The organism is Photobacterium gaetbulicola, from assembly GCF_003025515.1.
GTDB lineage: Bacteria > Pseudomonadota > Gammaproteobacteria > Enterobacterales > Vibrionaceae > Photobacterium > Photobacterium gaetbulicola.
This window is the reverse complement of sequence record NZ_PYME01000021.1, coordinates 1-21,864: the sequence shown is the minus strand read 5'-3', so window position 1 is coordinate 21,864 and position 21,864 is coordinate 1. Positions and strand designations below refer to the sequence as shown.

The following is a 21,864-nucleotide window of genomic DNA, read 5'->3' as shown; positions in this document are numbered from 1 at the left end:
ATAGCGAGGCGACAGTATAAGATATGAGCAAGCACGTATAAACCAAGGATTGCTTCTACCATGACCAGCCAGATTCGAATTGATGATCTCGACCGGGAAATCCTCAACACCCTGATGAATGATGCCCGCACTCCCTATGCCGAAATGGCCAAGCGATTCAATGTCAGCCCGGCCACGGTCCATGTCCGGGTCGAAAAAATGCGTGCCGCCGAAATCATCACCGGTACCGAGGTGATCATTAACCCCAAGCTGCTCGGCTATGATGTGTGCTGCTTTATCGGCATCAACCTCAATGCGGCACGGGACTACCACTCAGCACTGACCAAGCTCAACGAACTCGACGAAGTCGTCGAGGCCTACTACACCACCGGGGCATACAACATCTTCGTCAAGCTGATGTGCAAATCAATCGAAGAGTTGCAGTACGTGCTGATCGACAAACTGCAGGCCATCGACGAGGTCCAGTCGACCGAGACCCTGATCTCACTCCAGAACCCTATCAATCGCAACGTTAAGCCTTAGAGCAACCCGATGTAAAGCGAGAAAAAAGGGCCAGTGCTTTCGCACTGGCCCTGTATGCTCTAACAGTAAGTGAATACTTACATTATTGTTCGTTTAGTTTGTCCAGCTCGTCCTGGCGTGCTGCGGCCTCTTCTGCCAGCCACTCGGCCACAACCTTGGCAAAGTAAGTCAAAACGCCATCAGCACCGGCACGCTTGAAGCACAGCAACGATTCCATTACGGTCTCGCGCTCTTTCAGCCACCCATTTTGGATCGCAGCCATGTGCATTGCGTACTCACCGGATACCTGATAGGCAAAAGTCGGTACCTGCAGCTCGCTCTTCACCCGACGAACGACGTCCAGATATGGCATACCCGGCTTGACCATGACCATGTCAGCGCCTTCGTTAACGTCCATCGCCACTTCGTGCAATGCTTCGTCGCTGTTGGCCGGATCCATCTGGTAGGTCTTCTTGTCACCGCCCTTAAGGTTGCCCGCCGAACCGACCGCATCACGGAACGGGCCGTAGTAGTTCGACGCGTACTTGGCCGAGTAAGCCATGATCTGGGTATGGACATAACCCGCTTCTTCCAGCGCTTCGCGAATTGCCCCGATACGGCCATCCATCATATCCGACGGCGCCACCACATCGGCCCCGGCTTCGGCATGGGACAAGGCCTGTTTGATCAGCACTTCGGTGGTGACGTCATTAATGACGTAGCCGTCTTCATCGATGATGCCATCCTGACCGTGGATAGTGAACGGGTCGAGGGCAACATCGGTGATCACCCCCATCTGAGGCACATGCTCTTTGAGCAAGCGTACGGCTCGCTGAACCAAGCCTTCCGGATTGAACGCTTCCGAGGCACAAGTAGACTTGAAGTCTTGTGATACCACAGGGAACAGGGCAATCGCCGGCACGCCCAGTGTAGCCAGGTATTCCGCTTCCTGAAGCATCAGATCAATAGACAAACGTTCGATCCCCGGCATGGAATCAACAGTTTCACGACGGTTCTTACCCATCAGGATAAACATCGGGTAGATCAGGTCATTCACAGAAATCTGATTTTCTGCCATTAAACGGCGGCTGAAATCATGCTTGCGCATGCGACGCATACGGCGAGCCGGAAACGCGCCCTGGATAGATACAGACACTGCATACTCCTTTTATGGGTTAAATCGCTTTATTGGGATCATATCACCCTCACTGTGCAGAAGGTGATCCGATTTTGAAAAATACCTGGGTGGTAACATAAGCATTGGCCATCACCTGCTCGGGCTGCTGGCCGCGGCACTCGGCGATAACCGAGGCAATATGAGGGAGGAACTTGGGCTCGTTGCGGCTCGACTTCGGCTTGGGGCGGTAATCTCGCGGCAACAGATATGGGCAATCCGTTTCCACCATCAGGCGGTTATCCGGGATATCACCGACGATCTCACGCAGCTCGGTGCCACGGCGCTCATCACAGACCCACCCGGTGATACCGATGTGCAGATCCTGCGCCAGACAGTCGCTCAGCTCCTGACGTGTTCCGGTGAAACAGTGCAGTACCGCCGCAGGAAGCTTATCCCGCCATGGTCTGAGGATCGCCATAAAGCGCTCATGGGCATCGCGGCAATGCATGAACACCGGCATGTTCAGCTCAGCGGCCAATGCCAGCTGGGCCTCGAACACCGCTTCCTGCTGCGGGCGAGGGGAAAAGTCACGGTTAAAATCAAGCCCACATTCACCGATCGCCACCACTTCGGGCTGAGCGGCCAACTCTCGGATTTCTGGCAAGGCCAAATCCTGGACGCTCTTTGCATCATGAGGATGAACCCCTGCTGTACTATAGGTATAGCCCGGCCACTGACGAGCCATCGCCAGGGCCTGCTGGCTTTCTTCGATACTGGTACCGGTAAGAATCAGGCCGTGGACACCCGCCGTTTTGGCACGTGCCACGACCTCTTCACGGTCTTTGTCAAACCGGCTGTTGGTCAAGTTTACCCCGATATCAATCATCGTTGTCCCCACTCATTTTACAAGCAATGGGAACAACTTAATGAATCTCGATACGTTTGGCTATCACCCTTTGTAAATTTTCGGGTTGAATACATCCCGCAGCCAGTCCCCCAACAGGTTGATCACCAGTACCAAGGTGACCAGTACCAGTCCCGGGAAGGCGGTGATCCACCAGGAGCCAGAGAAGATATAGTTAAAGCCAATGCTGATCAACGAGCCCAGCGACGGCTGGTCAACCGGTAAACCCAGGCCAAGGAAAGACAAGGCCGCCTCGGACATGATGGCGTTGGCAACCTGCACGGTCGAGATCACCAAGATTGGCGACAGGCAGTTCGGCAAGATATGGCGGAACATGATCCGCGGCGATTTGAACCCCATCACCTTAGCTGCCTCGACGTATTCCTTCTTCTTCTCGGCCAGCACCGAAGCCCGTACGGTCCGCGCATACTGCGGCCACTCGGCGATACCGATGATCACCACCAGCATCACCACCGCATACTGGGCAAACAGCTCAGAGCCAAGCGCGGTACGGAAAATCGCCGAAACGATAATCGCCACCATCATGGTCGAGAATGACAGCTGAACATCGGCAAAACGCATCAGGAAGCTATCAACCCGGCCACCAAAGTAACCGGCACTCAAACCAATGACCACACCCAGCACCAGCTGCAAGCCCACCGCCAACAAACCAATGGTCAGCGACAGACGCGAGCCATACAGAATGGTAGAGAAAATATCCCGGCCCTGGTTATCCGTGCCCAGCAGGAAACGACTATCGCCGTCCTCCATCCACGAAGGCGGCAGCTCTGAGTCCATAATATCAATGGTCGACAGATCATACGGGTTGGTCGGGGCAATCACCGGGGCCAGCAGCGCCGACACCGCAAACACCATAAAGACGGCAAAGCTGACCATCGCCACCTTGTCTTTGCGGAAGTAATACAGGAAATCTGACTGCTTGAAACGCTCCCAACGGCTTGGGGCAGCGACTGTGGTACTACTCATAACTTACTCTCCCTTGCCAGTCAGGTTTACAGTTGGGTTTACCAGGCCGTATAGCAGGTCAACAATGGTGTTGGTGACCACGAAGATCAGGCCGACAAAAATGACATAGGCGGTGATCAGTGGAGTATCGACCCGATTGATCGCCTCGAGGAATAGGAAGCCCATTCCCGGCCACTGGAATACCGTCTCGGTCAAAATGGTATAGGCGACCATGGTACCGATCTGGACACCGCCGACCGTCAGTACCGGCAGCATGGTGTTTTTCAACGCATGCTGGTAATAAATCTTGTTCATCGCCAGGCCCTTGGCCTTGGCGAACTTGATATATTCCGAACTCAGTACCTCCAGCATTTCAGAGCGTACCAAGCGGATAAACAGCGGCAGCATGATCGATGCCAGCGCGATACACGGCAGCACCAAGTGGCGCAGCCCATCAAGGGTAAAGTAGCCCGACTCCCAACCCAGCAGGTTGGTCGTTTCGCCCCGCCCATAGGATGGCAGCCAGCCGAGCTCTATCGAAAACACATACATCAGCATAATCGCGGTCAGGAACACCGGAATGGAAATACCGATACTACTGAAGGCCATCACCACTTTGGTGAAAAAACTATGAGGGTGGATTGCCGAATAGACCCCAAGCGGGATCGACACCACGATGATGATCAGGGTCGCCCCGAACACCAGCTCCAGGGTAGGCACGAGTTTATCGAGGATCACCTCGGCCGCCGGGCGCTTGAAGAAATACGATGTACCCAAGTCGCCTTGCAGCGCATCACCGACGAATCGGCTGTACTTGACGATAAACGGATCGTTAAGACCCAGCTCGTCACGAAGTTGCTGACGTTCAGCTTCTGATACCGACTGTCCCACCAGCTCACGCAGCGGGTCGCCAAGGTTATCCTGAATGGCAAACGCCACCAGACTGATCACAAACATCACTATCAGTGCCTGAAACAGGCGCTTGACCAGAAACGTAAACATTCCCTGCCCCTTTATTCATCCTTAAAAACAGCACCGGCCACAGCCGGTGCTGACAAGCCGCCGGTTACCCGGCGGCGGTATTACCATTACTCTTCAACGACCAGATCACCGAAGTACGGGAAGTTCATACCGTTAACAATCGAGCCAATCTTCAGGTTTGTTTTCGCAGCCCAGGATGGATCCTGCCAGTGCAGCGGAACGAACGCGGCATCGTTGTACAGTAGCTCTTCCACCTTCTTGAGCATCGCACTGCGCTTCTCGAGATCGGTCTCTTTGTTAGCCTCGACAATCAGCTGATCCACTTCTTTGTTCGAGTAATGGCCACAGTTGTACTGGCCTTTACCTGTACCTTCATCACGGGTCATGGTCAGGAACTCAGTGAAGTTTGCCGAATCTTCTGTATCTGGGTGCCAGCCAATCATCATCATGTCTGCCGCACAGACATCGAACTCAGGCCAGTACTGAGCTTTTGGCAGGGTTTTCAGATCAACCTTGATACCAATTTTCGCCAGCATGGCTGCTGCCGCCTGTGAAATCTTGTCATCATTCACATAGCGGTTGTTTGGCGACATCATGGTCAGGGTAAAGCCATCCTCGTAACCCGCTTCTTTCATCAACTGCTTGGCTTTTTTAACGTCAAAGCGCGGTGCCAGGTTCTCGTCATAACCCGCGTAGCCCACAGGGCTCTGCTGGCCTGCAGCGGTTGCAGCCCCTTTCATAACACGCTTGGCAATACCTTCATTGTTGATGGCGTAGACAATCGCCTGGCGCACACGCACATCTTTCAGCGCTTCGTTGGAGTTCTGGTTCATCTGGAAAGTGATGATACGGGTACCCGGCATGGTGATCAGCTCAACATCCTTGGCACGCTCAATACGGTTGTAGTCATTTGGGCCAACTGGCGCGATCATATCTACGCCACCAGACAGCAGCGCGGCCACACGGGTCGCGTCTTCTTTGATTGGCACCAAGGTCAGCTTGTCAACGTTACCCTTCGAGCCTTTGTCCCAGTAGTCAGCAAAACGTTCAAACTCAACTTTTACGCCCTGCTCACGGGATGTGACGATAAATGGGCCGGTACCTGAAATGTTGCCAGAAGCAAAAGAATTACCGTGCTTCACCAGCTCCGCTTTGTCTTTGCCATCTGCCGTTTTACCTGTGTAGAACTTGCTATCCATTGGGAAGATGTAAGTCGCTACATTCTCTACGAGCGGGTAAGTACCGTCAGTTTTAATTTCAACCGTGTAGTCATCAACCTTGGTCAATGACAGTAGTGGCTCGAAGATACCCTTGAAGTCAGGGGATTCTTTCAGGCGGGCAAACGTCCATACCACATCATCAGCAGTCAGCTCATTGCCGGAATGGAACTTCACCCCTTTGCGAAGGTTAAAGCGCATAGTTTCGTTATCTACACGCTCCCAGCTTTCTGCCAAGCGTGGTTCGAAGTCCATATCCTGGGTAAAGCGGATAAGTGGATCAAAAACCATGTGAGAGAGCTGCATTGTACCGCCAGATAGTTGCTCATGCGGGTCAAGCGATACCGGGTCAGCATCATAGGCAACTTTGATTTGGGCAGCAGCAGCACTAAAGCTCAGGCCGGCAGCCATTAAGGCAACGGCCAATTTGGTCTTGATGGTTTTCATTGCATAGCTCCTTTATGCGGGGAGGTAACTCCCTTGCTATTGTGTTTGCTTTTGTTGTGTCCGATAGCCGCTGTCGCCAGCGGCATGAATGGATTAAGCTAACTTGAGTCCTTCCTGGCTGATGCCCTTGAACTCGGGCATCAACGAAATTAACTGGCGGCTGTATTCGTGCTGTGGCGTGGTGAAAAGCTGCTCGGTCGGGGCTACCTCAAGCAAGGTTCCCTTCTGCATCACCCCAATCCGGTCGCACATCTGGCGGATCACCGGGAGGTCATGACTGATAAACAGCATGGTCAGGTTCAGCTCATCCTGAAGATCTTTGAGCAAGTTAAGAATTTGCGCCTGTACCGACACATCCAGTGCCGAAGTCGGCTCATCACAGATCAAGAGGCGAGGTCGAGTGGCCAATGCCCGGGCAATCGAAATCCGTTGGCGCTGGCCACCGGAAAACTCATGTGGATATTTCACGCCAGCGGCACTACCCAAGCCAACGTGATCCAGCAGGTCAGCGACGATCTGGCGGGTCTGGCTCTCGTTTTCGGTCAGTTTGTGGAAACGAATTGGTTCAGCGATGATATCGGCGATCTTCATCCGCGGGTTCATCGAGGTGTACGGATTCTGGAATACCATCTGCATCTGGCGGCGCAGCGGGCGGCGCTCAGCTTCATTCTTGAGGGCTGTCAGATCGACACCTTCAAAGGTGATTTTGCCGGAGTTCGGCGGGTACAAGCCGGTGATCGCCCGCGCAATGGTCGACTTACCGGAGCCTGACTCACCCACCAAGCCAAAAGTTTCACCCTCGAAGATCTCAAAGCTGACGTCATTGTTGGCCTGCACGTATTCTCGGCGGCTCTCGAAAAACGAATCCTTGGTGACAAAGCGCAGGTTAACGTTTTCGACCTGCAACAGGGCCCCGGTATAGCTGCGCTGATCTTCGCTCTGTCCCAGCCAGTGGTTCTTCACATCCAGCTGGGTCATTTCCTGCGCTTGTTCAATATAACTCACCAGCGGGAAGCGCTTAAGTTTAATATCAGAGCGAGGCACGGCCGAGATCAGGCTCTGGGTGTACGGATGGTTAGGACGACACAATACCTGCTCGGTCTCCCCTATTTCGACCAAATCACCACGGTACATCACGGCAACCCGATCAGTGACATTAGAAACCACCCCCATATCATGAGTCACCAACATACAACCGACGTTCTTCTTCTGGCACAGCTCACGAATAAGATTAAGGATCTGATCCTGAATCGAGACATCCAACGCCGTTGTCGGTTCATCGGCAATGATTAAATCAGGCTCGCCGGCCAAGGCAATCGCAATGACGACCCGCTGGCGCATACCGCCTGAAAACTGATGCGGATACTGTTTGATGCGCAGCTCAGGTTGCGGGATCCCGACCTGCTCCATCAGGCTGATCGCACGTTTGGCGGCTTCTTCCTGACTCACCTTTAAGTTGGTGACAATGGTTTCGGTCAACTGCTGTTCAACCGTAAACAGTGGATTGAGTGAAGTCATCGGATCCTGAAAGATAAAACCGATTTTCGAGCCGCGTACCGAGCGCATCTGCTCCGCTGTCAGGCCTGAAATCAACTCACCATCCAGATAGACATCACCACTGGCTACCCGGCCCGGCGGACTGAGCAAGTCAATCACCGCATTACCAACGGTCGACTTGCCGGCACCGGACTCACCGACCACGCCTACAATCTCGCCTCGTTCAATCGAAAACGAGAGCGATTTCACTGCTGCATGAACCCCATGTCGTGATGGATATTCGATACGCAGGTTTTTCACTTCCAATAAAGCCATTACCAGACCCCAACTGCTTGGCAGCGTTCTGCCCTGTCTGAAAAATAGAATCCCTTCTTTCAGCATAATTTGCTGAATATATGTTCAGGACACAATCTGTCAAATATTTCACAAAAAATCAACAACACACGCGTAAAAACTATCAAATCGAATAAAAAAAGAATAAATAGTCACAAGGGTGGGTAAAACGATAGGAAGTTAGGAGCAAATCCAGGTATGACCACCACACGCAACACAGATAACTAGCAGTGAAACAAACTATAAATCTGCTTATTTGATATAGCTAACACTTTTCAATATTGCATAAATAGTCAAACAGAACATCAAGACACTTAACAATACAGAAACAATCACTACGAGAATCACAGCAGTTGGCGTGAAATAGGGAGTAATGCCTTTATAGCCGAATGGTAACCTGTAACAAAACATTATTGGCAGCAGATCACACTACAACCATATGCGCGAAGCCGGTGCCTTGCTGCTGAAGCGTTTTCACTTGCCGTGAGGGAAGTAAGAAAGAGGGAAGGGGAACGAAAAAAGCCCCGTCATTTCTGACGAGGCTTTCAATGGTGGTCGGTGAAGAGGGATTCGAACCCCCGACCCTCTGGTCCCAAACCAGATGCGCTACCAAACTGCGCTATTCACCGACAATGTTTTTAGGCTAATGCCAAGGTATCAAAATACCTGAAATAATGGGGTGGCTAACGGGATTCGAACCCGCGACAACCGGAATCACAATCCGGGACTCTACCAACTGAGCTATAGCCACCGCTGTAAGTGGTCGGTGAAGAGGGATTCGAACCCCCGACCCTCTGGTCCCAAACCAGATGCGCTACCAAACTGCGCTATTCACCGACTTAATTCTGTTGAGGTTTTCACCTCTAGATACTGATATTATAATCAATACCCTTAAAATATGGGGTGGCTAACGGGATTCGAACCCGCGACAACCGGAATCACAATCCGGGACTCTACCAACTGAGCTATAGCCACCATTGTTTCTTTGCCAATAATTTTCCAATGTCCGGAATGGCGCGCCCGAAAGGATTCGAACCTTCGACCTTTGGCTCCGGAGGCCAACGCTCTATCCAGCTGAGCTACGGGCGCGTGCCCTATCGGCGGAGGTGAATATTACGGATCACGACCCCTGTCGTAAAGTGTTTTTTTTAGTTTTTTTCTCGTTCGCTGGAAATATAGGCAAATAACTATTGATTCGTATCATACAAAAGCAGCCCCCTAGTTTATCACAGCGAAAATAGCGGATATAATCACGATGTTTTTACAAATTAAACATTCTGTAAATAATCACTGCCTTGTCTCAACAGTTCGACTAACAACAAGCACGAATAAGACTGTGGCAATCGCACATAATGATCTGGAAGTGTAAAGGTGAGCTCAATGGAATTTTCTCTTCGACAACTTATGGTAGCGGCCGTTGCTGCCCTGACATTGACCGGTACCGCGATGGCGGCCGATATGTCAGATGAAGCTATCGCAGAACGTATCAAACCGGTAGGCTCCGTTTACCTTGAGGGCGATGCCCCTGCCGGCCCTGCTGTCGCAGCGGGCCCACGTAGCGGCGATACCGTCTACGGTACCTTCTGTGCAGCCTGTCATGGAACAGGAGTCATGGGTGCACCGAAGATTGGTGATGCAACAGACTGGAGTGCGCGTATTGCCAAAGGGAATGATGTCTTGGCCGACCATGCCATCAACGGCTTCAACGCCATGCCAGCGAAAGGCTCCTGTATGGACTGCAGCGATGACGAAATCGTTGCTGCCATCAACCATATGATTGACGGGCTGTGATCCCCGCCCCTCCCCAGCGACAAAAAAAGCGAGTGCCATGCGGCCCTCGCTTTTTTATTTCCGATCCGTCGGTCGTGAATTACTTCTTGAACATCGCGCGGATATTAGCAATGTGGGCTTGGCCCTTTTGCATTCTTTCCTGCTGGGTCATCGGCTTCTTGTCCGCTTCCCACTCCAGATCATCCTGCGGCAGCTCGAACAGGAATCGGCTCGGCTCCGGTTTGATCAGCTCGCCAAACTGACGGCGCTCCTTGCATAGGGTGAAGGTCAACTCCTTCTGGGCCCGGGTGATCCCGACATAGGCCAAGCGGCGCTCTTCCTCGACGTTATCCTCATCGACACTGGTCTGGTGGGGCAGTATCCCCTCTTCGGTACCGACCAGATAGACGTAAGGAAACTCTAGGCCTTTGGAGGCATGCAAGGTCATCAGCTGGACCTGATCGGCATCGTCGTCGTCTTCACCCCGCTCCATCATATCGCGCAAGGTCAGGCGCTGGACCACTTCCTTGAGCGTCTTCTCTTCCTGATCGTAATTATCCCCTTCCAGATCAGCCGTGATCCAGCTATACAGATCCGAGACGTTCTTCATCCGCATCTCCGCCGCCTTCGGGCTGGCCGACGTTTCGTACAGCCAGTCCTCGTAATTGATATCGCGTACCAGCTGACGGACAGCCGCCACGGTATCACCACGCTCGGCGTTATCGGAGAGTTCAACAATCCACCGGGTGAACCGCTGCAAGGACTCCAACCCCCGGCCCGACAGATGCTGCTCCAGCCCCAGCTCAAAGCTGGCCGCAAACAGGCTCTTGCCACGCATATTGGCGTAAGTACCCAGTTTCTCCAGCGTCACCGGACCGATCTCGCGACGGGGGGTGTTGACGATACGCAGGAATGCATTGTCATCATCGAGGTTGGTCAACAGGCGCAAGTACGCCATGATATCCTTGATTTCAGCGCGCGAGAAGAAAGAGGTGCCGCCGGAAATCTTGTAGGGGATCCGGTTTTGCATCAGTGCCTTTTCGAACAACCGTGACTGGTGGTTACCCCGGTAGAGGATAGAATAGTCCTTATACTGGGTATTGTTGAGGAAACGGTGGGCAATCAATTCCCCGACCACCTTCTCCGCCTCATGCTCCTCGTTCTTGGCCGTGATCACCTTGAGCAGTTCGCCGTCCGGGATCTCCGAGAACAGGGTCTTCTCGAACACGTGCGGGTTATTGGCAATCAGAATATTGGCGGTACGCAGGATCCGGCTGGTCGAACGGTAGTTCTGCTCCAGCTTGATCACTTTCAGGCTAGGAAAATCTTTATTTAGCAGCGCCAGGTTTTCCGGCTGGGCACCGCGCCAGGAATAGATAGACTGATCATCATCGCCAACCACGGTAAAACGGGCACGCTCGCCCACCAGCAGCTTGACGAAAATATACTGGCTGGTGTTGGTGTCTTGGTATTCATCCACCAGCAAGTAGCGGATTTTGTTCTGCCAGCGCTGACGTACTTCCTGGTTATCACGCAGCAGCAGCACCGGCATCAAGATCAGGTCATCGAAATCGAGGGCGTTGTAGGCCTTCATCTGGCGCTGGTACATCTCGTAGCAGTAGGCGAACATCTGATCACGCTCGCTCTTGGCATGAGCCTTGGCCTCTGCCGGCGACAGCATGTCATTCTTCCAATTGGAGATGGTCGATAGCAACTGTTTGAGCAAATCCTTGTCGCCATCGATCTGCTTTTCCGTCAGCTCCTTGAGCAGCGCCATCTGGTCCTGGTCGTCGAACAGGGAGAAGCTCGCCTTGAGCCCCAGCGCCTTGTACTCCCGGCGGATAATGTTGAGCCCCAGGGTATGGAAGGTCGAGACCATCAGCCCCTTGGCTTCCTGCTTGCCCAGCGTCTGGCCGACCCGCTCCTTCATTTCCCGGGCCGCCTTGTTGGTAAAAGTCAGCGCCGCGATGTTACGGGCTTTGTAGTCACACTGCTGAACCAGGTAGGCAATTTTATTGGTGATCACCCGGGTCTTGCCCGAGCCTGCGCCGGCAAGGACCAAACACGGTCCAGCAACGTATTTTACCGCTTCGTTTTGCCTTGGGTTCAGTTTCATTGACTTATCCTGTGTTGATCTTCGGGTCAGCAGGCGCATTGTAACGGGTTCACCGCCATTGTCTATTCGGCTCCGTATCAAGCCTGCTTATCCTGACGACATAAAAAACTGCTTGCACAATTAATCAGGCACCATAAAATTATGAATGAACATTCATTCACTATCTTTTTTTACAACTGCCGTTTATGAGTGACAAGAAAAAACGCATCCTCCAGGCAACGGAAACGTTACTGGCGGAACATGGCTTTCACGGGATATCGATGCAAATGGTGGCCAAGGAGGCAGGGGTAGCCGCAGGGACCATTTATCGCTACTTCGAGGACAAAGACGATCTGTTGCATCAGCTTCATGATCACATTTTGGCCTACGTCGCGAACAAAATCAGCCAGAACGTGTCAGATGACATGCCATTGGAGGATAGGTTTCGCACCATGTGGCTTAACATCTGGAACATGGCCACCCAGGATGATGCCCCACTGATCAACCGCGGCCAGTTCGAAAACCTGCCACGGCGCGAAAGCCATGAACAACGATTATTAGAAAAGAAAATGTTCGCCAAGGTGAATACGTTATTCGAGGAAGGGAAGGCGTCAGGCCGATTCAAAAACCTCGACAACGAAATCTTGAGCGCACTGAGCCTTGAGCCAAGTGCTTGCTTAGCTCGCAAACATATCAACGGCGTTTACAAGGTCAGCGATGAAGCCCTAGAGGCGGCCATCCAGGCCTCTTGGGACGCCATTATTCAGCATTAACATACATTAGCTAACTTCGGAGCACACCCAACCATGAAAAAATGGATAGTGATGCTACTGGTCGCGAGTCTGCTCTTTGGCAGCGTGATTGGTTTCAATCTCTTCAAACAACAAAAAATCGCCGTGTACATGGCCAATATGCCAGAGCCAGAGTTTCCGGTTACGGTCACCACCGCCAATCCGAGCAACTGGGTGCCGGCCATCGAAGCGATCGGCTTTATCGAACCTAATCAGGGTGTCACCATTACCACCGAAGTCTCTGGTGTGATCCAAACCATCGACTTTGAATCCGGTGCCGCCGTAAAAGCCGACCAACAACTGCTGGCGCTGGACTCAGATGTGGAAATCGCCAACTTGAAGAGCACCCAGGCCCGCCTGCCAGCGGCCAAAGCTAAGTATGAGCGCTACCGTGGCCTATTCAAGAAAGGGTCGATTTCCAAAGAAGCCTTTGATGATGCCGAAGCGTCGTATTTCTCACTGGTTGCCGATATCGAAAGCCTGAAGGCGACTATCGAGCGCCGCACCATCAAAGCACCGTTTGACGGTGTGGTCGGCCTCCGTAATGTATACCTCGGCCAGTATATCCAGCCTGGTACCGATGTCGTGCGCCTTGAAGATACCTCGCTGATGAAACTGCGCTTTACCGTGCCGCAGACCGATATCTCTGAAATCCACCTCGGGCAGGATGTCGAAATCTTCGTTGATGCCTACCCGGAAACACCATTTAGCGGCGAGATCAGCGCAATTGAACCGGCGGTCAACTACCAAAGTGGCTTGGTCCAGGTTCAGGCTGACATCCCGAACAACGAAGGCCAGCTGCGCAGCGGTATGTTTGCCCGTGCCCATATTATCCTGCCGACGCTGGAAGATCAGATCATCCTGCCGCAGACAGCCATCACCTACACCCTGTATGGCGACAATGTCTACTTGGCCGGCGAAGACGAAAACGGCGTACTGCGCGTCAAGCAGTCCGTGGTCAAGGTCGGTGAGCGCAAAGGGAACAACGTCCATATCCTCGACGGAGTGAAAGCGGGTGATACCGTGGTCACTTCAGGCCAGGTGCGCCTGAGCAACCATGCCAAAGTCCGTGTGGTAGAAAGCAACTCGCTGGAAGCCCCAGCGGAAACCCCAATGCTGTGATCCGGAGGAGACATGCGCTTTACTGATGTTTTCATTAAACGTCCTGTGTTAGCGGTATCGATCAGCTTTTTGATCGCCCTTCTTGGCCTGCAGGCAATCTTCAAGATGCAGGTCAGGGAATACCCTGACATGACCAATACCGTAGTCACGGTAACGACCAGCTACTACGGTGCCAGTGCCGATCTGATCCAGGGCTTTATTACCCAGCCGCTGGAGCAAGCTATCGCACAGGCTGACAATATCGATTACATGACCTCGTCATCGGTACTGGGCTCGTCGACCATCACGGTCACCATGAAGCTGAACACCGACCCGAACGCGGCATTGGCCGACATTCTGGCCAAGACCAACTCGGTCCGTTCGCAACTGCCTAAGGAAGCCGAAGACCCGACCGTCACCATGTCGACCGGTTCGACCACCGCGGTCATGTACATCGGCTTTACCAGTGACGAGCTGGCCTCGAGCCAGATCACCGACTACCTCGAGCGAGTAATCAACCCGCAGCTATTTACCGTCAACGGTGTCTCCAAGGTTGACCTGTACGGCGGGATGAAATACGCCCTGCGCGTATGGCTGGATCCGGCCAAGATGGCGGCCTACAACCTGACCGCTGCAGACGTGATGAACGTGCTGAATGCCAACAACTACCAGTCGGCAACCGGCCAGGCGACCGGCGAGTTCGTGCTGTACAACGGTACCGCCGACACCCAGGTGAGCAATACCGACGAGCTGGAAAAACTGGTGGTCTCCACCCAGAAAGGCCAGGTGATCCGTCTTGGGAATATTGCCAAGGTCACCCTCGAGAAAAGCCACGATGTTTACCGTGCCTCGGCCAACGGCGAAGAGGCCGTTGTCGCAGCCATTAACGCGGCACCGAGCGCCAACCCGATCAACATTGCTGCCGATGTCTACGAACTGTTGCCTGAACTTCAGCGCAACATGCCAAGTAACATCTCGATGAACATCATGTATGACTCGACGATTGCGATTAACGAGTCGATCAATGAAGTTATCAAGACCATTGCCGAAGCGGCATTGATTGTATTGGTGGTGATCACCCTGTTCCTCGGCTCGCTGCGTGCGGTTATCATCCCGATTGTCACCATCCCGCTATCGCTGATCGGTGTAGCCATGGTGATGCAGTCGTTCGGCTTCTCGTGGAACCTGATGACCCTGCTAGCAATGGTACTGGCCATCGGCCTGGTGGTGGATGACGCCATCGTGGTGTTGGAAAACGTTGACCGTCATATCAAAGAAGGGGAATCCCCGTTCCGCGCAGCGATTATCGGTACTCGTGAAATCGCGGTTCCGGTTATCGCCATGACCCTGACCCTGGGTGCGGTATATGCGCCTATCGCCATGATGGGCGGGATCACCGGCTCGCTGTTCAAGGAGTTCGCCCTGACTCTGGCCGGTTCGGTATTTGTCTCGGGGATCATCGCCCTGACGCTATCGCCGATGATGTGTTCGAAGATGCTCAAGGCCAACGAAAAGCCAAGCAAGTTCGAAACCACGGTGCACCACTTCCTCGATCGCATGACCAACCGCTACGAGAAAATGCTGGGCGGGATCATGAAAATGCGTCCGGTAGTGATTGTGTTCGCCTTGATCGTATTCGGTACCCTGCCGCTGCTATTTAAGTTCATCCCAAGTGAACTGGCACCGTCGGAAGATAAGGGCGTACTGGTGATGATGGGTACCGCGCCGTCGAATGCCAACCTTGATTACATCGAGAACACCATGGCTGAGGTAAACCGTATTCTGGTCGAGCAGCCTGAGGTAGCCTTTGCCCAGGTATTCTCTGGTGTGCCTAACTCCAACCAGGCTTTCGGTATTGCTTCCATGGTGCCGTGGAGCGAACGTGAAGCGAGCCAGGCCGAAGTCGTTAAGCGCGTCACCGATCTGGTGAAAGACGTACCGGAGATGGCGGTAACGGCATTCCAGATGCCAGAGCTACCAGGGGCGGGGTCAGGCCTACCGATCCAATTCGTGATCACCACGCCGAACAGCTTCGAGAGCCTGTTCCAGATCAGTAGCGATATCCTGGGCAAGGTAAAAACCAACCCGATGTTTGTCTACTCGGATCTCGATCTGAACTACGACTCGGCAACGATGAAGATCAAGATCGACAAGGACAAGGCCGGCGCCTACGGCGTGACCATGCAAGATATCGGTATCACCCTGAGTACCATGATGGCGGACGGTTACGTCAACCGCATCGACCTCAACGGCCGCTCCTACGAGGTGATCCCGCAGGTAGAGCGTAAGTACCGCCTCAACCCGGAATCACTCAAGGGTTACTATGTCCGTGCCGCTGACGGCAAGGCTATCCCGCTGGGCAGCCTGGTAACAATTGAAGTTGTCTCCGAGCCACGCTCGCTACCACACTTCAACCAGCTGAACTCGGCAACGGTGGGTGCGGTTCCGGCACCGGGTGTCGCCATGGGTGATGCCATCAGCTGGTTCCAGAGCGAAGCGGCCAGTACACTTCCAGCCGGTTACCAGTATGACTTCATGGGTGAGGCCCGCCAGTTCGTGACCGAAGGTAACGCGCTGTACACCACCTTTGCCCTGGCACTGGCAATCATCTTCCTGGTTCTGGCTATCCAGTTCGAATCGCTGCGCGATCCGTTGGTAATCATGGTCTCGGTCCCGCTTGCCATTTGTGGTGCCCTGATCGCCCTGGCGTGGGGCGCAGCCTCGATGAATATCTACTCGCAGGTCGGCCTGATCACCCTGATAGGTCTTATTACCAAGCACGGTATCTTGATTTGTGAGGTAGCCAAAGAAGAGCAGCTACACCACAAGAAGGATCGCATGGCGGCAGTGATGGAAGCGGCGAAAATTCGTCTGCGTCCGATCCTGATGACCACGGCTGCGATGATTGCCGGTCTGATCCCGCTACTATACGCGACCGGGGCCGGTGCCGCCCAGCGTTTCAGCATCGGTATTGTTATCGTTGCCGGCCTGGCGATTGGTACGGTGTTCACCTTGTTTGTGCTGCCGGTGATTTACACCTATCTTGCTAGCATCCACAAGCCGCTACCCGTCTTCGTCGAGGACAAAGATCTGGAAAAGCTTAAGCGTGCCGATGAAGCACGCAACGCCCTGAAAGAAGCGCACGATTGCTAAGCAAAAAACCGAGAACCAAGAGGCCGTTTTAACGGCCTCTTTTATTTTGTACCAACAGCAACGACAATCCTGTTATATTTGAATAAAATAACGACAACAGATGAAATGCCGTTACGGAGTTAACTAAGCTATGTTTGATCCAAAGAAACTTGAGCAAGTGGCCAAGCAGATCCAGGACGCGATGCCTCAGCCAGTCAAAGAGCTAGGCAATGATGTTGAACAGAAAGTTCGCCAGGTGATCCAAGCACAGCTTGGTAAATTGGACGTGGTCAGCCGCGAAGAATTTGATGTACAGACCCAGGTGCTGTTGCGTACCCGCCAGAAGCTGTCAGCACTTGAGCAGAAGCTTGACGAGCTAGAAAGCCGAATGGCGCCAAAAGCGGATACCGAGCAAGAATAAATTCCCTTGCTAAAAACCCCAATAAAAAGCCCGGATTATCATCCGGGCTTTTTCATGTTTGCCGTGTTGGGGGGCTTAGCCACCCACAGCGATACGCTTCATGTCTGTCATGTAGCCACGCAGCTCTTCACCGATGTACTCAACCGGGTGGTTGCGGATAGTGTCATTCACGGCAATTAGGGTTGCGTTATCCACCTGGTTAGAGCTCTCGCCTAGGCCCTTGCCAATGACATCGGTACCAACTGATGGCATGAACTTCTCGCGCAGTAGCGGCGTTGCCACGTTAGCGAACAGGTAGTTACCGTATTCAGCCGTATCAGAGATCACCACGTTCATCTCGTAAAGACGCTTACGGGCGATAGTATTGGCAATTAGCGGTAGCTCGTGCAGCGACTCGTAGTAAGCCGACTCTTCGATAATACCAGAAGCTGTCATTGCTTCGAATGCCAGTTCAACACCAGCACGGACCATGGCCACCATCAAGATACCATTGTCGAAATACTCTTGCTCAGAAATTTCTACGTCGGTATCAGGGTAGTTTTCAAATGCTGTTTCAGCGGTTTCGCCACGCCAGCCCAGTAGGTTAGCATCGTCGTTTGCCCAGTCAGCCATCATGGTGCTAGAGAAGTGGCCTGTGATAATGTCATCCATGTGCTTGTTGTACAGCGGACGCATTAGCTCTTTCAGCTCTTCAGACAACTCAAACGCTTTCACTTTCGCTGGGTTAGACAGGCGATCCATCATGTGAGTGATACCACCGAACTTCAGTGCTTCGGTAATGGTTTCCCAGCCATACTGCAGCAGTTTGCCGGCATAGCCTGCGTCCACTCCGTCAGCAATCATCTTCTCGTAGCACACAATAGAGCCGGCCTGCAGCATACCGCAAAGGATAGTCTGCTCGCCCATAAGATCTGATTTCACTTCCGCAACGAAAGATGACTCCAACACACCTGCACGGTGACCGCCAGTCGCAGCAGCCCAAGCTTTGGCAATTTCAAGGCCATCACCCTGCGGGTCATTTTCTGGGTGAACCGCAATCAGGGTTGGCACACCAAAGCCACGCTTGTACTCTTCACGCACCTCGGTACCAGGACACTTCGGTGCTACCATCACAACCGTGATATCAGGGCGGATCTGCATACCTTCTTCAACGATGTTAAAGCCGTGAGAGTAACCCAGTGACGCACCTTGCTTCATCAGCGGCATCACCGTTTCAACCACATTGGTGTGCTGCTTGTCCGGAGTCAGGTTAACAACCAGATCTGCCTGCGGGATCAGTGTTTCGTAGCTACCTACTTCAAAACCATTTTCTTTTGCATTCTTGTAAGACTGGCGCTGCTCGTCGATAGCAGCCTGACGCAGGGCATAAGCCACATCCAGGCCAGAGTCACGCATGTTCAGACCTTGGTTAAGGCCTTGGGCGCCACAGCCAACAATAACGACTTTCTTACCTTTAAGGTAATCAGCCTCGTTGGCAAACTCGCTGCGATCCATGAATCGGCAACGTCCTAGTTGATCTAATTGCTGGCGAAGATTTAGGGTGTTGAAATAATTAGCCATAACAGCAAACTCCGTGAATTCTATTCCTTGGGCCGACAGTGCTTGTCGAATAATCCGATAGTAGATCACGCAGTAAGTTGCGCAAAGTGATATATTCACAATAAGTCATTGCAAAAAGTGCAACACGGAAGATGAACATAAGAACTTTGCAACTATTCCTCCACCTGTGCGAGTCAAAAAGCTTTAGCCAGACCGCCCAGGCCATGCATATCAGCCCCTCCGCACTCAGCCGTATTATCCAGCGCCTTGAGGAAGACCTAGGACAGCCCCTGTTTGTCCGTGACAACCGAAGTGTCGAGCTCACCTCTGCCGGGCAGACCCTGTTGCCGACCGCAGCGCTAATCACTTCAAGCTGGCTGGAAATCAAAGCAGATCTCTCTGACCATCACCATCAGCTACAGGGCAAACTCAAACTCTTTTGCTCTGTCACTGCAAGCTATAGCCACTTACCCGATATTCTTAATCGCTTTCGCCAGCTCTATCCACAAGTCGAAATACAGCTACTTACCGGTGATCCTGCTCAAGCTATTGATAAAGTTCAGCAAGACGAGGCCGATATAGCTATTGCAGCCAAACCCGACACTTTACCGGGCAAAATGACCTATATAGAACTCGACAATGTCTCGATGTCAGTTATCGCTCCGCTCTTCCCACCATCGAGTCTGCAAAAAGCATTGGCAGAGCCAATCAATTGGGCCAGCTTGCCGTTTATCTTGCCGGATTCAGGCACTGCTCGGGATAAGGCTGACAAATGGCTAAAAAGTAAAAAAATAAGGCCCAACATTTATGCCCAAGTCGGTGGCCATGAAGCGATTGTCAGCATGGTTGCCCTCGGCTGCGGGATAGGTATTGCACCAGATGTGGTGATAGAGAACAGCCCAGTAGGGAATAAAGTCAAGCGGCTGGAAAAAGAAAAAGTACAACCCATGAATTTAGGTCTGTGCTGTAAACAAAGCCGACAAAATGAACCGTTACTCTATGCGCTACTGAATCTTTTTGGCTGCAATTAATTTTTCAATGGAATAAAAATAATGCCCCAACCAATCTTAACTCATTCGTACTACTCCGATTTCTATGCCGCCAAGGGCTATGATTTTTTAAAGCAAATAGCACAGAGCTACAACACGCCGAACAATCTCATTATCTTTTCGGTCATGCATTGCTATGAGGGCTCATTGCCTTACATCAATGTCCTTGCTGAGCTGGCCCATCAACTCATTTTTATTCCCAAAGGGGCAACAGCCAATGGCAACAGCGAGATAAAAAGCACAATCGAAAAACTGCCCAGCTGCTCGATTGCCGACCCTGAAATCACCAAAGAGCATCTGCGGGATCCACTCGTTGCTGAAGCCTTCATTCGCCAATATGTTGAAGCTGACAGTAAATTCCTGTTACTCGATCATGGCGGCTATTTCTCTCATGCAATCGAACACCTGGGCAACGTCTTTCAAGAGCAGTTGGTCGGGATCACCGAGCTCACCGCTAACGGCCTGTACAAATACCTCAACCGCGACATGAGCCATCCACTTGTCACTGTATCCCATCTTAGCATCAAGGCCCCAGCCGACTATGAAGCTTCAGAGTGCATCGTCCATTACTCCGATCAGATCCTGCGTGAAGAATTTGGTTTAAAACTCAATAACGATGGCTTCCTCAAGGTCGGTGTCATCGGCGCGGGAAACCTCGGGTGCGGGGTGATCCAATACCTCAAGGGCAAAGCTATCGGCAATATTCTCGTGGCTGATATGGATCCACGAAAGCTGACCCAATTTCCTCGCAATGGCGTCCAAGTGTGCTCGATAGAACGCCTGGTCTGCGAATGTAACCTCATTTACTGCTGTACTGGCAATGGTGCTATCCCTGAGCACCTACTCGATGTCATTAGTGACAATAGCTTTATCGCCACCGTGACCTCAGCCGATGATGAGCTAAATCTCCCGACACTGATCGCCAATGGCGCCCTGACTGAAGTGGGCGGCAATAAACTGATCCGCGAATACCAAACCAGGCAGGGCCACCGGCTCTACCTCCTGGCTGGCGGTGAGTCGGCCAATACCCCATTCAAAACCGGTATGGGGGATCCCACCCTGTATTTATTCGAAGCGGCCCATATGCTGGCAGGGCTACAGCTACTCTGCCAACCCAAAGACTTCAAACCGGGCATCCAGCCGCTCAATGAAAGTGATGAAACCGCCATTGCCGAGCAGTGGCTAAGGCACTTTTATAATTATCAGTAAGGAAGGCCGCGATGGGGGATTTTCGGTCAATCCTTCAATTGTGATTTTCTTGATTCCTGTGCTTGTAGAGCTCTTCCAACAGCAATCAATTTAGCCTGTAGTACAACGCAAAAAGCCCAGGCATTACAGCTTGGGCTTAGTATAAGTGGCGACGACCGGGAATCGATGGTCCGGCATTGCGGCGGGGACGCCTAGTTCCGCGAAAAAGTGCACAGCACTTTCGGGAGCGTCAGATAGCAAAAAACCCCGTCTTTCGTCGGGGACGCCTAGTTGAGGCTTCTTAATAAGTGGCGGAGCGGCCGGGCTTGCGCACAAGCGGGACTCATTCGCCTGCAAGGCGAACATATCCGACAGACGTAAAAAAACCCCAGCCTTTCGACTGAGGTTTCTTAATAAGTGGCGGAGCGGACGGGACTCGAACCCGCGACCCCCGGCGTGACAGGCCGGTATTCTAACCAACTGAACTACCGCTCCACTCAAATCACCGCACGTTCACTGCGATAATCTAAATTGGAAGCCTGGCGATGTCCTACTCTCACATGGGGAGGCCCCACACTACCATCGGCGCTACTGCGTTTCACTACTGAGTTCGGCATGGGATCAGGTGGGTCCACAGCGCTATGGTCGCCAAGCAAAATTCTTACAATCTTGAAAGCTGATGTTCTCGACACTCATCCAAGTGTTCGTGGAGTCCGTTAAAACCCCTTGGGTGTTGTATGGTTAAGCCTCACGGGCAATTAGTACAGGTTAGCTCAACGCCTCACAACGCTTACACACCCTGCCTATCTACGTCG

The 21,864-nt window shown here is 52.6% G+C and carries 16 protein-coding genes, 6 tRNA genes and 1 rRNA gene; 8 read left to right on the top strand and 15 right to left on the bottom strand.

The features are described 5' to 3' along the window. Nucleotides 1–60: 60 nt before the first annotated feature. Entirely contained in the window at nt 61–522 is a 462-nt protein-coding gene (gene asnC / locus C9J03_RS17750; RefSeq protein WP_039467038.1) for a transcriptional regulator AsnC, read from the top strand. 82 nt (nt 523–604) lie between these two features. Here the strand turns inward: asnC and hemB are convergent, their stop codons facing one another. The 11 genes from hemB to C9J03_RS17695 form a co-directional block, all read right to left on the bottom strand. Further along, on the bottom strand, nt 605–1,657 hold the full coding sequence (hemB, locus tag C9J03_RS17745) for a porphobilinogen synthase (RefSeq protein ID WP_044622163.1): 1,053 nt from the start codon (nt 1,655–1,657) through the stop codon (nt 605–607). Nucleotides 1,658–1,706: 49 nt separating this feature from the next. After that, nucleotides 1,707–2,504: a 3'-5' ssDNA/RNA exonuclease TatD gene (tatD, locus tag C9J03_RS17740; protein ID WP_044622164.1), complete on the bottom strand. Its 798-nt coding sequence runs from the start codon at nt 2,502–2,504 to the stop codon at nt 1,707–1,709. 63 nt (nt 2,505–2,567) lie between these two features. Then, entirely contained in the window at nt 2,568–3,509 is a 942-nt protein-coding gene (locus C9J03_RS17735; protein ID WP_044622165.1) for an ABC transporter permease, read from the bottom strand. 3 nt (nt 3,510–3,512) lie between these two features. Then, entirely contained in the window at nt 3,513–4,490 is a 978-nt protein-coding gene (locus C9J03_RS17730) for an ABC transporter permease (RefSeq protein ID WP_044622166.1), read from the bottom strand. An 86-nt stretch (nt 4,491–4,576) separates the two neighbouring features. After that, a complete protein-coding gene (locus C9J03_RS17725) occupies nt 4,577–6,133 on the bottom strand; it encodes an ABC transporter substrate-binding protein (RefSeq protein WP_044622167.1) in 1,557 nt (518 codons plus the stop codon). Between the two features lie 93 nt (nt 6,134–6,226). After that, nucleotides 6,227–7,945 carry an ABC transporter ATP-binding protein gene (locus tag C9J03_RS17720; protein WP_044624341.1) on the bottom strand — a complete coding sequence of 573 codons (1,719 nt, stop codon included), beginning with the start codon at nt 7,943–7,945 and terminating at the stop codon, nt 6,227–6,229. A gap of 570 nt (nt 7,946–8,515) precedes the next feature. Further along, nucleotides 8,516–8,592 (bottom strand) — tRNA-Pro (locus C9J03_RS17715). 46 nt (nt 8,593–8,638) lie between these two features. Continuing rightward, a tRNA-His gene (locus tag C9J03_RS17710) sits at nt 8,639–8,714 on the bottom strand. 9 nt (nt 8,715–8,723) lie between these two features. Beyond that, a tRNA-Pro gene (locus C9J03_RS17705) sits at nt 8,724–8,800 on the bottom strand. Nucleotides 8,801–8,862: 62 nt separating this feature from the next. Then, nucleotides 8,863–8,938 (bottom strand) — tRNA-His (locus C9J03_RS17700). A gap of 37 nt (nt 8,939–8,975) precedes the next feature. Continuing rightward, nucleotides 8,976–9,052, bottom strand: a tRNA-Arg gene (locus tag C9J03_RS17695). A gap of 291 nt (nt 9,053–9,343) precedes the next feature. Here C9J03_RS17695 and C9J03_RS17690 point away from each other — a divergent pair. After that, on the top strand, nt 9,344–9,754 hold the full coding sequence (locus C9J03_RS17690; RefSeq protein ID WP_044622168.1) for a c-type cytochrome: 411 nt from the start codon (nt 9,344–9,346) through the stop codon (nt 9,752–9,754). 79 nt (nt 9,755–9,833) lie between these two features. Here the strand turns inward: C9J03_RS17690 and rep are convergent, their stop codons facing one another. Then, the gene (gene rep, locus C9J03_RS17685; protein ID WP_044622169.1) at nt 9,834–11,849 is read right to left on the bottom strand and encodes a DNA helicase Rep; all 2,016 of its coding nucleotides are present in this window, start codon (nt 11,847–11,849) and stop codon (nt 9,834–9,836) included. Between the two features lie 185 nt (nt 11,850–12,034). Here rep and C9J03_RS17680 point away from each other — a divergent pair, with 185 nt between their 5' ends. From C9J03_RS17680 to ubiK, 4 genes are all read left to right on the top strand, one after another. Next, entirely contained in the window at nt 12,035–12,601 is a 567-nt protein-coding gene (locus C9J03_RS17680; RefSeq protein WP_044622170.1) for a TetR/AcrR family transcriptional regulator, read from the top strand. A 33-nt stretch (nt 12,602–12,634) separates the two neighbouring features. Continuing rightward, nucleotides 12,635–13,741: an efflux RND transporter periplasmic adaptor subunit gene (locus C9J03_RS17675; RefSeq protein ID WP_044622171.1), complete on the top strand. Its 1,107-nt coding sequence runs from the start codon at nt 12,635–12,637 to the stop codon at nt 13,739–13,741. 12 nt (nt 13,742–13,753) lie between these two features. Next, on the top strand, nt 13,754–16,873 hold the full coding sequence (locus C9J03_RS17670; RefSeq protein WP_044622172.1) for a multidrug efflux RND transporter permease subunit: 3,120 nt from the start codon (nt 13,754–13,756) through the stop codon (nt 16,871–16,873). Nucleotides 16,874–17,003: 130 nt separating this feature from the next. After that, nucleotides 17,004–17,273 carry a ubiquinone biosynthesis accessory factor UbiK gene (ubiK, locus tag C9J03_RS17665; RefSeq protein WP_039467063.1) on the top strand — a complete coding sequence of 90 codons (270 nt, stop codon included), beginning with the start codon at nt 17,004–17,006 and terminating at the stop codon, nt 17,271–17,273. A 75-nt stretch (nt 17,274–17,348) separates the two neighbouring features. On the opposite strand, the gene ilvC is transcribed toward ubiK, so the two are convergent. Then, on the bottom strand, nt 17,349–18,833 hold the full coding sequence (gene ilvC, locus C9J03_RS17660; protein ID WP_039460025.1) for a ketol-acid reductoisomerase: 1,485 nt from the start codon (nt 18,831–18,833) through the stop codon (nt 17,349–17,351). A gap of 131 nt (nt 18,834–18,964) precedes the next feature. On the opposite strand from ilvC, the gene ilvY reads away from it, so the two are divergent. Further along, entirely contained in the window at nt 18,965–19,843 is an 879-nt protein-coding gene (gene ilvY, locus C9J03_RS17655) for an HTH-type transcriptional activator IlvY (RefSeq protein ID WP_039460027.1), read from the top strand. 21 nt (nt 19,844–19,864) lie between these two features. Further along, nucleotides 19,865–21,070: a Rossmann-fold NAD(P)-binding domain-containing protein gene (locus C9J03_RS17650; RefSeq protein WP_044622173.1), complete on the top strand. Its 1,206-nt coding sequence runs from the start codon at nt 19,865–19,867 to the stop codon at nt 21,068–21,070. A 397-nt stretch (nt 21,071–21,467) separates the two neighbouring features. Here the strand turns inward: C9J03_RS17650 and C9J03_RS17640 are convergent. Together C9J03_RS17640 and rrf are read right to left on the bottom strand one after the other, a co-directional pair. Then, nucleotides 21,468–21,544: transfer RNA gene (locus C9J03_RS17640), tRNA-Asp, on the bottom strand. Nucleotides 21,545–21,586: 42 nt separating this feature from the next. Beyond that, a 5S ribosomal RNA gene (rrf, locus tag C9J03_RS17635) occupies nt 21,587–21,702 on the bottom strand. Nucleotides 21,703–21,864: the final 162 nt, after the last annotated feature.